We start from the raw sequence: 13,085 nt of genomic DNA, 5'->3' as shown, positions 1-13,085 counted from the left end.
TGTCTGTCCAAGAACTATCCTGAATTCGACCCTCGACGAGAGCCAACCTTTCCGGAAAAATACACGCCGAGTCCGTCCTAAGATGTGGCCGCGGGATGGTACGTCGGCTCAGTTCTGATTTCCGGCGACGCGTTCGGCGACGATCGTCAGCGTCTCGTCAAACGCACCGAGATCTGATCCATGTGTGTCGATGTACAGGCCAACATCGATGCTATCTCCCACATCGAGCGTGGGCGGATCGTCCCGGAGAACGCCGTTGTCGGTGACGAGCGCGAGATCCGCCAGAGCGTCACCATCGTAGGTGCTCGACAGCGTGACTGGCTGTGTGCCTTGGTTGGCTACTTCGAGTAGATCGTGGAACTCGTAGATCGAGTCCAGTCCAAGGCCGGCGGCGTTCGAGTTCTCGCCGTTCTCGTCGCCTGGGATCTCGAATTCGACTTCGTGCCCGTTGGCGAATGAACGGCCAGTATTCTCTCCGCTGAGGCCTTCATCATCAATTGGCAGCATTTGCAGGAAGGCCTGGGAGTCTCTCGCAACAGCGATAGAAACTTTTCGCTCGGCGCTGACGCTGGTGAACGCGCCAGTGCCGAGCGCAAAGCCACCGGCACTGGCAAACGCCCCAACGCCTGCGAGGAAACTACGCCGTTTCATGGTAATTTATCGGTTAGTCTTGATTTCCGCCTGTGCGCTCAGCAACGATGGTGAGAGTGCCACCGCTCAGGTCTTCCACGGCTTTACCCTTCGGGACGTAGACACCGATGTTCGTCAGACTATCACCGACCCCCAGCGTCGCTGTCTGGCCTGTATCGCTGCTGCTGAGGCCGGTGTTATCGCTACCGCCATCGCCGAGTGTATTCTCCGCGTACACTCCTAACGAACCTCCCTGTGAGGCGATCAGATCGGAATCGACGGAAATTTCCACCTCCTGGGTTCCGTTGTTGGTGATGTCGAGCAGATTGTCGAAAACCGTCTTCGCGTTCTGATTGATACCGGACGCCGATGCATCCGCGGTGTCATCAGCGTTGGTGAAGTCGAGACGGAGTGTTCCCGAATTCTGGTTGCCCTCTACGTATTCCTCTGCGTTGGGGTACACATTACTCCCGTCAGTCGCCCTTTTGATACTCAGGAACGCGTTAGCATCGCCAGCGGTTTCGATTGAAAGCTCTCGGTCTGCTTCGACCGTCGTAAACGCGCCGCTTCCTAGTGCAGCTGCCCCGCCGGCAGCGAGCGATCCTGCGCCGATCAAGAACTTGCGTCGTTCCATAGTTGTGATCACCGTTATTGCTCGCCGCGTGCCAGCCCGCGTGGACTGCCACCGACGAACTCGTCTCTACCTCTATCCGCTACCCCTGTTGTATCAATCCACCTGAAAGAATCGGCGCGGAAATCCAACCCTTCCTGAATCACGACAGCCTCGGGCTGAGCACTGACAGGCCCTCCATGAGGCGACCAAGTTGACTTTCCACCTGTGTCAAGACAGGCCTGAACCGATTTCTGAACGAGAGATCACTCTCATCCTCGAACTGATCTGCTCCGATTTGCCATCAGTGGGTGACTGAAACAGTGTCAAAACGCATCTGACTCCGCCTGATCGACCGGCAGCGACAGAACGAGTGTATAAAATATATGTAGTTGGTAAGTTCTGTTCAATAATACGGTCTGCCGATTGTCGCCACACAATCCTTGGAGGGGCCTTTTCGCTGTCCTCTCTTTCTCACCAGAGCAGAATACTAATTCTACTATCCGATATCTGATTATTTTTGCGGTAAAATATCGTTCGGGTTTATGTGCTGTGCAGTACGACACTCCAACGGAAATCACTCTCCAGCACTGGTCGGGACATGACAGCTGAAGAAACTGGGTATCACAATCAAGAAACTGTGTCGGGTCTGGATCCATGAACACGTTACGTCTCCTGAGTCTGGGGTTGGCGATCACCGCTGCCCTGCTCCTCGTCTCTGGGAGCCTCGGGTTCACCTCGACGACTGCCGACCGTGGCGTCTCTGTGGGTGTTGCCGACGACGAGAACGCGTACGTCGGCTACGACGAAGTTCCGCACGCCCCCTTCGATTTCGTTATAAGCGTTGAGGGGCACCCGGAACATTCACTGGTCGAGATCGAAAACCGGCTCGACAGCCCGCTGGAAGTCACGGGCGTCGAATCCGAGAGCGACACCATCGGGGTTGATCTCACGGGCAGGCCCACGAACGTCGGGGCCGGATCGAACGCGGATATCACCGGCCGACTCACCTGCAACGACGCGTTCATCGCCAAAGAACGGGTCGGCATCACAGTCGAGGTGGAAGCGACGAGCGTCGAGGCAGAAATCGACGGCGAGACCACATCACGCGAGTTCACCGTCCTCTGTGTCAGCAATCCCTTCGATAATCTCGAACTCAAACACTCCCAGCGCGGGGGCATGTCGACTGCCACGACGGCACAATCTGCCCCCGGCATGCGCCTCGGTGAACGCGTGACGGCCGGGCAGCGGGTCCGGGCGGAGCTTGCGATTATGAACGAGAACGGAACCGTCGAACGCGTCTCCGGGAGTTGGACGGTCCCGCGAGGAGGACTCGAAACCGATCTCGGAAACGGGTACGAACTCGTGGGGGTCGAACTGCAAGGGCAGGGTGTTTCCTTCACCCATCCGAATCGAAGGGCGGCCCAGCGCGGCAACGGCGATATCGACATCCAAACAGCACTGAACAGCCCGGCACTCGATACGTTCGATCCCGAGTAATCTCCCGCCCCAAGAACCGAAACCCCGTCTCCGGCCGAGAAGACTGGCCTCACACAGACACGAAGATCGATCTCACATGGAACCGAAACAACTCGTCTGGTCCGCCAGCCAGATCGGGCTGGTGTTGATCGTCCTTGCACTGCTCGTCGGCCAGTTTCTCGGCCAGCCGATCCTGTTGAGTTTCGTCACGACCGACAGCATGGAGCCGACGATCGATGTCGGCGACGGATTCGTCGCGGTCCCGCCGGAACTGGCGGGAGACGTAGAGGAGGGTGATGTCGTCGTCTTCGAGGCCGAAGAGATTCAGGGCGGCGGGCTGACGACCCACCGCGTCGTCGACGTGACCGAGGAAGGGTACATCACGCAGGGTGACAACAACCCGTTTACCGATCAGGACGGCGGCGAGCCGCCGGTCGATGAGGCCCAAGTCCGCGCAGTCGCGTGGCAACCCGGGGGAGCTGTGCTGACGATTCCGTTCGTCGGGAGCGCTGTGATGTGGCTGCAGTCGACGATGAGTTCGGTACAGGTGCAACTCGCACAGCTATTCGGGACGCGAGCGCTTCTCGGGACGCAAGGATTGGCCCATCTCATGTTGGGGGGCTCGGTCGTCCTGTACGTCATCGCGGGACGGTTCGAGGACGACCGGCGGCGGGACCGGGATCGGGGCCGCGAGACCGGGACGAGTTCGCACAAGTTGATGGCGGTGCTGACGCTGGTCGTCGTCGCGGGTGTGACGGCTGCGATGATCGTTCCCGCGGGATCACAGGAGTTCGGAATCGTCAGCGCGGAGTTCGAGAGCGATTCGCCGACCGTCATCGAGCAGGGGACGACCGAGTCGTTCAACTACTCGGTCCGGAACACCGGTATCATTTCGACGGTCGTCTTCCTCGAACCGACCGGTGAACGGATCGATACCGAACCACGTCAACTCCAACTCGACAGCAGGTCTGCCGAGAACGCGACAGTCACTATCTCCGCACCGGAGGAAACCGGCGCGTATCGCGCGTTCGTCCAGCAGTACCGCTATCTCAGGATTCTCCCGACGCCAGTGATCGAACAGCTCTATCGCCTGCATCCGTGGCTTCCGATCGTCGTCATCAACGCCGTCGTTGCAGTGCCATTCTATCTCGTCGGGCTCTGGCTGCTCGGCGGGAGACGGCTCAAAGACCGATCCCGGTCACGGAGATCGTGGTGGTCGTGATCATGAATGCCAACAGTACTTTACACCATAACCGAGATGAGATAACGCATGAGTAAGTGGTTGGGACAGCTACGGCTGTTCGTCGACGATAACGCGGCAGCGTTCGCTATCGTCCTCGCGGTACTCGTTCTCGCGGGTGGGTTCGTGACGTATACGACTCACGTCAGTCCCGGAACCGAGATCGAACAGCGAGAGACGGCCACCTGGAGTTCGACCGCGAGCTATACCCACCAGGCAACGGTTCAGGAGGAGTCGCCCGTCTTCGCCGAGGGCGAAACGCTTACCGACCGATCGGTCTATCTGCAATCGATCGCCCCCGAACTGAACGGCTCGTTTCGGTACAGCTATCGGGCCTCTGCGGGTGGCTCACTCTCGGCGAACGCGACAGTCTCGCTCGTGACGCGCTCGGTCAGTGAGGAGACGGAATTCTGGCGTGAGGAACGCGAACTGGCGACGGCCGCCGAGCAGTCACTCGGGCCGAACGAGCAGTTGACCGTGCCGTTTTCGATCAATATCACCGACCAGCAGCGCCGGGTTGAGACGATCGAATCCCAATTAGGCGGCACACCGGGCACGGCAGCGTTCACTGTCCGGACGACGCTCACCCTCACCGGCCAGCGAAACGGCGAACCGGTCGAACAGACGAGAAACCATACGTTTTCGATCGACAGTGATGGCCAGACCTACAGCGTCACGGATGACACGGCCGACGCGGACGGCGGCGAACAGACAGAGCGCGAGCGAGTGACCGCGAGTTACGGGCCGCTCCGCTCCGTTGGCGGCCCGATCCTCGCCGTGTTCTCGCTGGTTGCCCTCGGCGGTCTCGCCGTGCTGTGGGCGACCGACTCGCTGGCGCTGTCTGAGCCCGAACGCGACTGGCTGGCCTTTCAGTCCGATCTCGACACCTTCGAGGAGTGGGTTAGCCGGGGAACGGTTCCGGATGACGGCGGAACTGCGGGACCCATCGAAATCGACTCGCTGGAGGGGCTGGTCGATGTCGCTATCGACAGCAACCGCCGGGTCGTCTTCGACGAATCTCGGAATCAGTTCGTGGTCGTGCTCGAAGAGACCCGTTATCGATACGAACCACCGAATCCGCCAGGTGACGATCCCCTCGCAGTCTCGGGAACGTCGGTGGATCCGCCGGCCGAAGGTGATGCGGATCAGACCGACGACAGCGACGAGGCGTCGTAGTCGGTTATTCTTCCCAGTAGAACCGTGGGGCGAGCGTGAGGTAGGCGAGCGCAGCGATCAGCAAGGCTCGCGGAAAGACCCGCTGGAGTGACGTCGGTGCGACGATCGCGCCCATCTGGACGACCCCCATCGCGAGCGCGTCGCGAGCGGCAAGTTTCGGGTACGGAACCGGCGCGACCATCAGCACCGAGAGGACGACCGTCGCGGCCAGAAGCGCTGGCACCATTGTCAGGCCGGCGAGATAGGCCGCCGCGAGGATCGAGGACGCCAGCGTGTTCTGGATGCCGGGCCTATTTTCGTCTTCGTCTACGTAGACCGTATAGAGGACGGTCCGGACCAGCGAGAAGACGACAAACAGCGCTGCGACGCCGGCCGCGGCAGCGAAATACAGTGGCTCGTCGCCGAGTGGGCCCCACACGTCGTTGGCAGCGACGAAGACGAAGAGCGCAGGGGCAGTGCCGAAGGAGACGATGTCGGCCATCGAATCGAGGTAGGGGCCGACAGCAGTCCCGCCGCGGGTCCGGGCGATGATGCCGTCGAGTCCGTCGGCGACCGCCGCCAGCAAAATCAGCTGTGCGATCAGTTGGACTTCCCCAAGGACAGCGACCGTCATGGCAACCACGCCGACCGCTGCGTTCGCGAGTGTCATCACGTCAGCCAACCCGAGTCGGTCGGCCACCCGAAGGGACATACCCACACCGTCGGTCAGGGTGTACAAGAAGGACGCGATTCCACCGCCCGACCCCCCGAGATAATATGCTCGCCGCTCGACGATCCACTATGATCACGAATCGGGACGCGCTCGTCCGCTCGCCCGCCCACGACGACGCCTGCCGCGCACTCGCTGCCGGGATCGGGGCGGCTCACCCCGGCCGTGTGATCGAGGAAGCCGTCACTCTCGAAGACGACACGCTCCGTATCGGAGACCGTACGTACGATCTCCGCGACTACGAGCAGATTCTCGTCCTCGGCGGTGGCAACGCGGCGGGAACCGCCGCGGAAGCGCTCGAAGCGGTGCTGGGTGACCGACTCGACGGCGGACTCGTCGTCACTGACGACCCGGCCGAGACCGACCGGATCGAGGTCGTCGAGGGGACTCATCCGCTCCCCTCGGAGACCAACGTCGAAGGAACCGAACGACTGCGGGACCGCGCACGCGGTGTGGGGGCGGAAACGCTCGCGCTGGTCGTCGTCACCGGCGGCGGGAGCGCGCTGCTGGCCCACCCGACCGAGGGCGTCGATCTGGGCGCGTACCGCGAACTCACGGACGCGCTCATCACCTCCGGAGCGACGATTGACGAGATCAACGCGGTCCGCAAACATCTCTCGGGAATCAAGGGCGGCCGACTCGCGGCCGAACTCGCGCCGGCGACGACGGTCGGACTCCTCTTTAGCGACGTGGTCGGCAACCGCGAGGACGTGATCGCCAGCGGGCCGATCACCCCCGACGAGACGACATACACCGATGCCCACGGGGTGATCGACCGCTATGATCTCGATCCCTCTGAGGCGATCGAGAACGTCCTCGAAGAAGGCGAACGCGGCGAGCGAGCGGAGACGCCGGGTCCCGACGATTCCGTCTTCGAACGCGTCGAGACGCACATCCTCGCGGACAACCAGACCGCCCTCGACGCCGCCGCCGCGTCGCTGCGCGAGGACGGCTATCAGGCCGTGATCCTCGCGGCCGACATCGAGGGCGAAGCACAGGACGTTGGCGGAGTCAATGCCGCGATTGCGAATCGATGCGGGTCGGAGGGCGAACCGTTCGAGCCACCGGTCGCGCTGCTCTCCGGTGGTGAACTGACAGTGACCGTCGAGGGCGACGGTGCGGGCGGCCCGAACCAGGAGTTCGCGCTCGCTGCCGCACTCGATCTGGAAGGGGGAGTGGTCGCCGCCGTCGACACGGACGGGATCGACGGATCGACCGACGTGGCGGGTGCGATTCTCGATCCCGAAGTGATCGAGAACGAACGAGACGCGCTGGCCGCCCTCGACGCGAACGATGTCTATCCGTATCTGGACGAACTCGGCGCGCTCGTCGAGACGGGTCAGACCGGAACGAACGTCAACGACCTGCGACTCCTGCTCGTGGGCGGCCCGGAGTGACCCGCTGGATTCGCTCCGGACGGCGAGGGGAATGCAGTCGATTTTTACCCGCCGGTCGTCAACGGTGAGCTATGAGCTTCGAGAAAGGAGACGAGGTCATTCTCCACGACGAGCACAGCGAGTACGACGGCGAGACCGGCGAGATAACCCGCGTCTCGGAGACGATGTTCGGCGACGAGAACTACACGATCAGCTTCGAAGAGGGCCAGGAAGCCGGTATCCCCGAAGACAACCTCGAAGCGGCCGAGTAAGTAGCGATGTCTTCGATCCCGCTCCACTACATCGATCTCAGGGCCTTCTGTTACGTGACGGAAGACGACAAGCGGGTCGAAGACGCCCTGCGACTGTTTTTGCCCGAGGAGTTCGAACTGCAGCGCGCCGAATCGGAAGGACACTACGGCGACCGGATTCTCGTCCTCTCGGCACGGGTCGAGAGCGCGAGCGGGATGCGTAGCGTACTCGACGCACTCGGTGATCTGGCCGATGAGGACTTCTCACGGGTCGTCGACCAACTCGACGACCGAGTCAACGAGAACTGTGCCTTCTTCCTCACCCTCGATAAACAGGCGGCGTTCAACGGTGCGGTCGAACTCGGCGACGGGATCACCCTCCGGGGCAAGGTCGAGGCCTACCCCGCGAAGAAGGAGTCTGCTATCGAGAACGTCGAAGAACTGCTTTCCGAGTTGTGATGTACGAGGCCGTCCACGCACACTCGGACGGACGGAGCACCGTCGCCCGGCTCGCCCTGACCGCCAGCGAGTACGGCTTCGACGGACTGGTCGTCCGTAACCACGGCGACGAACCGGCCTCCTACAGCCCCGACGATATCGCCGACACCTACGATATCGATATCGTCCCGGGGGTAGAGATCCGTGCGGCCGATCCCTCACAGGCCAGCGGGTTCGTCGGGTCACACCGCGATCACCAGCGGATCGTCGCCGTCCACGGCGGCACGCCGGCGATCAACCGCTTCGCGGTCGAACAACCGCAGGTCGACGTGCTCGCACATCCGATGGTCGGGGAGGGTGATTTCAATCACGTCCTCGCCAAAGCCGCGGCTCGAAACGCCGTGCGGATCGAGTTCAACCTCGGCGGCGTGCTCCGGAAGTCAGGCGGCACCCGAGTCAGACGGCTCCGCGAGTTACGGAAACTCCGCGAGATCGTCACCGAGTACGACGCGCCGTACGTCGTCAGCGCCGATCCACACTCACATCTTCAGCTTCGCGCGCCGCGGGAACTGCGTGCGGTCGGCGAAGCCGTCGGCTTCGATGCCGAGGCGATCGACGACGGCCTCGCCGAGTGGGCTCGACTCGCCGAGCGAAACCGCGACCGCCAATCCGAGTCGTACGTCGAGCCGGGCGTTCGGCGAGTCGACGACGGCGAATAATTTTCGTTATCGCGGCCGCGCGCACCGGGCACATCGGAGCAGAATACTTTAGCCCGGGCGCGCACAACCGAGTGACAGAACAGATGGATCGCGGTGACGCCGAGAACTTTAGCCGGATGGGAACACTCGGAATCGAGGAGGAGTTTTTCGTCGTCGACGAGGCGGGTCGGCCGACCGCCGGGACCGACGAACTCGTCTACGAATCGACGCCGCCGGAGATTCTCGACGGCCGACTCGACCACGAACTGTTCAAGTTCGTCATCGAGACACAGACGCCGCTGATCGAGGAACCCGGCGACGCCGAGGAGAACTTGCTCGCCGTCCGGGACGCGTTGATCGACCACGCCCACAACGAGGGCTTTCAGATCGCCGCCGCAGGACTGCACCCACTGGCACGCTGGCGCGAACTCGAACACGCCGAGAAGCCACGCTACAAATCCCAGCTCGACCGAATCCAGTACCCACAGCACCGGAACACAACCGCCGGCTTACACGTTCACGTTGGCGTCGACGACGCCGACAAGGCGGTCTGGGTGGCGAACGAGATCCGCTGGTATCTCCCGCCGCTGCTTGCACTGTCGGCGAACTCGCCGTACTGGAACGGCTTCGACACGGGATTGCACTCTGCCCGGGCGAAGATTTTCGAGGGGTTGCCCAACACCGGCATGCCGACGACGTTCGATTCCTACGAGGAGTTCGACCGCTTCGAGCGGCGCATGCTCGAAAGCGGATCGATCGACGACCGGGGCGAACTCTGGTACGACGTGCGACCACACTCCGAACACGGCACCGTCGAGGTGCGGACGCCGGACGGCCAGCACGACCCACAGAAAGTGCTCGCCTTCGTCGAGTACATCCGCGCGCTCGTGGTCGATCTCTGCGAGCGCTACGAGGACGGCGAGACGGGGTATCGACATCGCCGAGAGATCCTCGACGAGAACAAGTGGCGTGCGATCCGCCACGGCCACGGAGCCTCCTTCATCGAGCAGGACGGCGAGGGGACCATCTCCCTCGGGGAGTTCGTCGAGACCGAATCTGACCGCCTCGGTGTGACGGGCCTCCGAGAGATTTACGAGGCCGAAAGTGGCGCGAGTCGACAGCGCCGACTCCGCGAGGAAAAAGGGGCTGACGCGCTCTGTGGGGCGCTGTTGCTGCAGGGCAGTCAGTAGTTAATTTTCCGGCTCACTCAGGCCGACGCCTCTCGTTCGCGGGAGTCGTGAATGCGGTCCAGTGCCGTCCCGGCGTGGGAGACCAGCAGTTCGAGTAGTTGGAGGTCCTCGTCGCCGAAGCCATTGGATCCGGCCGCTGGCGCGAGCAGGACGATGCCATTGTCTTCGTGAGCAGTGACGAGCATCGAGAGCAATCTGTCGGAGTCGATCGCGGCATCCTCGCGGACGACCGCGTTCGTCTGCTCTTGATTCATCGCTTCCTGTGCAACGTCGACCAACGCCGCGTTCTCTACGCCGACGATCGTACTGTCGATGACGGTTCCGTCGTCGGATTCGACTGCAACGAGTGCCGTCTCGGTCAGACCCAACAGCGTCTGAATCGCCTCGATACAGAGCGCGCTCACTTCGTCGACCGAGCGGGCGCGGTTCAGTTCGCGGCCGTAGTTGTTGATATCGGCGGCTTTGCCGGCGAACGCCTCGATCCGATCGCGTTCGGCTTCGAGTTCGCGCTGGCGAAGCCGGCTCTGCGCGTCGTAGATGCCGACCAGCACACCGACGACGGCACCGACTGTCACGAGATTCATTGTGACGTACTGTCCCTGTGCGAGCGTATCGAGGGTAACCTGCTGGCTGAACAGAATCAGCGCCGCAATCGAGGCGAACATTACCGTACTTCCGACGCCCCAGGCGAGAATTCGGTTCAGATCCGGCTCGAATCCTGCCTGCTCGGTCAGCCAGTAGCCGACGTAGACCAGACTCAGGCCGATCAGCACGAACGGCACCGTCTCGAAAGCGAACACGATCACCAGATCCGACTCTGACAGGCCAGTCAACTCTGACAGCTGTTGACCGCCCTGCACGAGCTGAATCGCCCCGAGAAGGAGGCCAGCGGCTGCGATACCCCACCCGTAGGCGTCACGACGCTCCATTGGTAGTATAAGATTACCCCCCGATATTCAAACTATTCTACGCTCGCTGGTAGGTTCACTCGATATCTGGCGCGGGAACGCCCTCGTCGTCACCGCCGTCGAGGTCGTACTCCTCGCGGAGTTTCCGAATCCGGTCGCGGATGTCCGCCGCGAGTTCGAATTCGAGATTGTCGGCGGCCTCCTGCATCCGCTGTTCGAGTTCTTCGATTGCGCGAGCGGCTTCGTCGGCATCGGCCGGTTCCATCGATGCTGCACCCTCGGTTTCGGTCTTGCTACCGGGGAGGTTCGTCTCGCCGATTTCCTTGTCGATGGTCGTCGGTTCGTGGCCGTGTTCCTCGTTGAACTCCCGCTGGATTCGACGGCGGCGCTTGGTCTCCTCGATTGCCGACTCCATCGCGGAACTCGGCTCGTCGGCGTAGAGGACGACTTTCCCGTTGACGTTTCGGGCGGCCCGGCCCATCGTCTGGACGAGCATCGTCTCCGAACGCAGGAATCCTTCCTGATCGGCGTCGAGAATGCCGACGAGAGACACTTCCGGGATGTCCAATCCTTCACGGAGGAGATTGATACCGACGATGGCGTCGATTTCTCCGAGTCGGAGGCTGCGGATCAGTTCGTGTCGCTCCAAGGTATCGGTCTCGTCGTGCATGTACTCCACGTCGATGCCGGCCTCGGTGAGATACTCGGTGAGGTCCTCGGCCATGCGCTTGGTGAGCGTCGTCACGAGCGCGCGCTCGTCGTCGGGCAGGTTCTCCAGTCGTTCGATGACATCCGAGACTTGGCCCTCCACGTCGGCGACCTCGATCTGTGGATCGACGAGGTAGGTCGGACGGACGATCTGTTCGACGATCTGGTCGGATTCCTCGCGCTCGTAATCGCCCGGTGTCGCGGAGACGTACAGCGTCTTGTCGGTCTTCTCCTCGAACTCGTCGAAGGTGAGCGGGCGGTTATCGAAGGCGGTCGGCAGTCGGAAGCCGTTCTCGACGAGCGACTCCTTGCGCGATTTGTCACCCTCGAACTGCCCGCGGATCTGCGGGATTGTCTGGTGGGACTCGTCGACTACAGTCAGGAAATCGTCGGGGAAGTAATCGAGCAGCGTGAAGGGTGCCTCGCCGGTTTCCCGATCCGAGAGATGCACCGAGTAGTTCTCGATACCCGAGCAGTAGCCGGTCTCTTTGAGCATCTCTAGATCGAAGGTCGTCCGCTCTTCGATGCGCTGGGCGGCGACCAGGTCACCCGTGCGCTCGAAGTAGCTGACACGCTCTTCGAGCAGGTCTTCGATTTCTTTGATCGCGCGTTCGAGTCGCTGTTCGGGAATCGAGTAGTGCTCTGCGGGGTGGATCAGCGTCGCGGGTTCCTCGCTCACGATCTCTCCTTCCAGGGGATCGACCTTCCGCAGGCGGTCGATCTCGTCGCCCCAGAGTTCGACTCGCACGGCGTGGCGGCCATACATCGGGTAGATCTCGACGGTGTCTCCTCGGACGCGGAAGGTGCCTTGCGTGAAATCCACGTCGTTGCGCTCGTAGTTCAGATCGACGAGTCGGCCCAGTAGTTCCTCGCGGTCGATCCGTTGGTCCTGTTCGAGTCGCAGCGCCATGTCGACGTAGTTTTGCGGGTCACCAAGTCCGTAAATCGCGGAGACGGAGGCGACGACGATCACGTCGTCCCGCGTAAGGAGCGAGCGGGTCGCGGAGTGGCGCAGGCGGTCGATTTCGTCGTTGATTGAGGCGTCTTTCTCGATGTATTTGTCGGTCTGTTCGACGTAGGCCTCGGGCTGGTAGTAGTCGTAGTAGGAGACGAAATACTCGACAGCGTTGTCGGGAAACAGCTCGCGGAACTCTTCGTACAGTTGCGCTGCGAGGGTCTTGTTGTGGGCGATGACCAGCGTCGGCTTCTGGACCTCTTCGAGCACCCACGAGACGGTGTTGGTCTTTCCCGATCCGGTGACTCCCAACAGCGTCTGTTTGTCCATGCCCTGCTCGAAGCCGGAGACGAGTTGTTCGATGGCTTCGGGCTGATCGCCGGCCGGCTCAAACGGTGCGTCGACGCGGAATCGACTTTCGGCCTCGGGTCGGTCGGGCGACAGTGGACCCCCTGTATCAGACATCAATATATAGTACGTCCCGACGCACTTCACGGATGCGCTTTCGGGGTGGCTACTGGAGACCGAACCGCCGAACCGTGAGTCGGAACGATGTGGTTCTGATCGTTTCTCTGATCAACTCTGTCTCTCTTGCACTCGCTCAGCAGAAGTGGACGATGTAACGCAACAAATCACGATCTGTCTGGATGTTGGTTGGAATGGCATGCAAAATAGAGAGCTTGTATTCAGCACAGAGGTACCCTTCAGGAACCCGAG

At 61.8% G+C, this 13,085-nt stretch carries 13 protein-coding genes; 8 read left to right on the top strand and 5 right to left on the bottom strand.

Annotation, left to right across the window (positions count from 1 at the left end; translation table 11 throughout):
* Window positions 1–108 precede the first annotated feature (108 nt).
* Both V8P86_RS05460 and V8P86_RS05455 read right to left on the bottom strand, forming a co-directional pair.
* On the bottom strand, window positions 109–651 hold the full coding sequence (locus tag V8P86_RS05460) for a hypothetical protein (protein WP_336326225.1): 543 nt from the start codon (window positions 649–651) through the stop codon (window positions 109–111).
* Window positions 652–664: 13 nt separating this feature from the next.
* A complete protein-coding gene (locus V8P86_RS05455) occupies window positions 665–1,264 on the bottom strand; it encodes a hypothetical protein (protein ID WP_336326224.1) in 600 nt (199 codons plus the stop codon).
* Between the two features lie 633 nt (window positions 1,265–1,897).
* Between V8P86_RS05455 and V8P86_RS05450 the strand changes: the two genes are divergently transcribed.
* The 3 genes from V8P86_RS05450 to V8P86_RS05440 all read left to right on the top strand — a co-directional run bounded on the left by V8P86_RS05450 (window position 1,898) and on the right by V8P86_RS05440 (window position 5,135).
* Entirely contained in the window at window positions 1,898–2,740 is an 843-nt protein-coding gene (locus V8P86_RS05450) for a hypothetical protein (RefSeq protein ID WP_336326223.1), read from the top strand.
* A gap of 76 nt (window positions 2,741–2,816) precedes the next feature.
* The gene (locus V8P86_RS05445; RefSeq protein ID WP_336326222.1) at window positions 2,817–3,941 is read left to right on the top strand and encodes a signal peptidase I; all 1,125 of its coding nucleotides are present in this window, start codon (window positions 2,817–2,819) and stop codon (window positions 3,939–3,941) included.
* A gap of 48 nt (window positions 3,942–3,989) precedes the next feature.
* A complete protein-coding gene (locus V8P86_RS05440; RefSeq protein ID WP_336326221.1) occupies window positions 3,990–5,135 on the top strand; it encodes a DUF5305 domain-containing protein in 1,146 nt (381 codons plus the stop codon).
* A gap of 4 nt (window positions 5,136–5,139) precedes the next feature.
* On the opposite strand, the gene V8P86_RS05435 is transcribed toward V8P86_RS05440, so the two are convergent.
* Window positions 5,140–5,826: a protein sorting system archaetidylserine synthase gene (locus tag V8P86_RS05435; protein ID WP_336326220.1), complete on the bottom strand. Its 687-nt coding sequence runs from the start codon at window positions 5,824–5,826 to the stop codon at window positions 5,140–5,142.
* Between the two features lie 89 nt (window positions 5,827–5,915).
* Between V8P86_RS05435 and V8P86_RS05430 the strand changes: the two genes are divergently transcribed.
* The 5 genes from V8P86_RS05430 to V8P86_RS05410 all read left to right on the top strand — a co-directional run bounded on the left by V8P86_RS05430 (window position 5,916) and on the right by V8P86_RS05410 (window position 9,797).
* Window positions 5,916–7,241, top strand: coding sequence for a glycerate kinase type-2 family protein (locus tag V8P86_RS05430; protein WP_336326219.1), 1,326 nt, complete (start codon window positions 5,916–5,918; stop codon window positions 7,239–7,241).
* A gap of 71 nt (window positions 7,242–7,312) precedes the next feature.
* Entirely contained in the window at window positions 7,313–7,492 is a 180-nt protein-coding gene (locus V8P86_RS05425; RefSeq protein WP_336326218.1) for a DUF1918 domain-containing protein, read from the top strand.
* Window positions 7,493–7,498: 6 nt separating this feature from the next.
* Window positions 7,499–7,930, top strand: a complete 432-nt coding sequence (locus tag V8P86_RS05420; protein ID WP_336326217.1) for an RNA-binding protein — start codon at window positions 7,499–7,501, stop codon at window positions 7,928–7,930.
* On the top strand, window positions 7,930–8,628 hold the full coding sequence (locus V8P86_RS05415) for an RNase P subunit p30 family protein (RefSeq protein ID WP_336326216.1): 699 nt from the start codon (window positions 7,930–7,932) through the stop codon (window positions 8,626–8,628). The genes V8P86_RS05420 and V8P86_RS05415 overlap by 1 nt, the downstream gene beginning before the upstream one ends.
* Window positions 8,629–8,711: 83 nt before the next feature.
* On the top strand, window positions 8,712–9,797 hold the full coding sequence (locus V8P86_RS05410) for a glutamate--cysteine ligase (protein ID WP_336326215.1): 1,086 nt from the start codon (window positions 8,712–8,714) through the stop codon (window positions 9,795–9,797).
* Between the two features lie 17 nt (window positions 9,798–9,814).
* Here the strand turns inward: V8P86_RS05410 and V8P86_RS05405 are convergent, their stop codons facing one another.
* On the bottom strand, window positions 9,815–10,726 hold the full coding sequence (locus V8P86_RS05405; protein WP_336326214.1) for a hypothetical protein: 912 nt from the start codon (window positions 10,724–10,726) through the stop codon (window positions 9,815–9,817).
* A gap of 55 nt (window positions 10,727–10,781) precedes the next feature.
* The gene (gene uvrB / locus V8P86_RS05400) at window positions 10,782–12,833 is read right to left on the bottom strand and encodes an excinuclease ABC subunit UvrB (RefSeq protein ID WP_336326213.1); all 2,052 of its coding nucleotides are present in this window, start codon (window positions 12,831–12,833) and stop codon (window positions 10,782–10,784) included.
* Window positions 12,834–13,085: the final 252 nt, after the last annotated feature.

This window comes from Halovenus anhuiensis (genome assembly GCF_037080055.1).
Classification (GTDB): domain Archaea; phylum Halobacteriota; class Halobacteria; order Halobacteriales; family Haloarculaceae; genus Halovenus.
The sequence above is the reverse complement of the archived record's forward strand: the minus strand, read 5'-3'. Positions and strand labels throughout refer to the sequence as shown.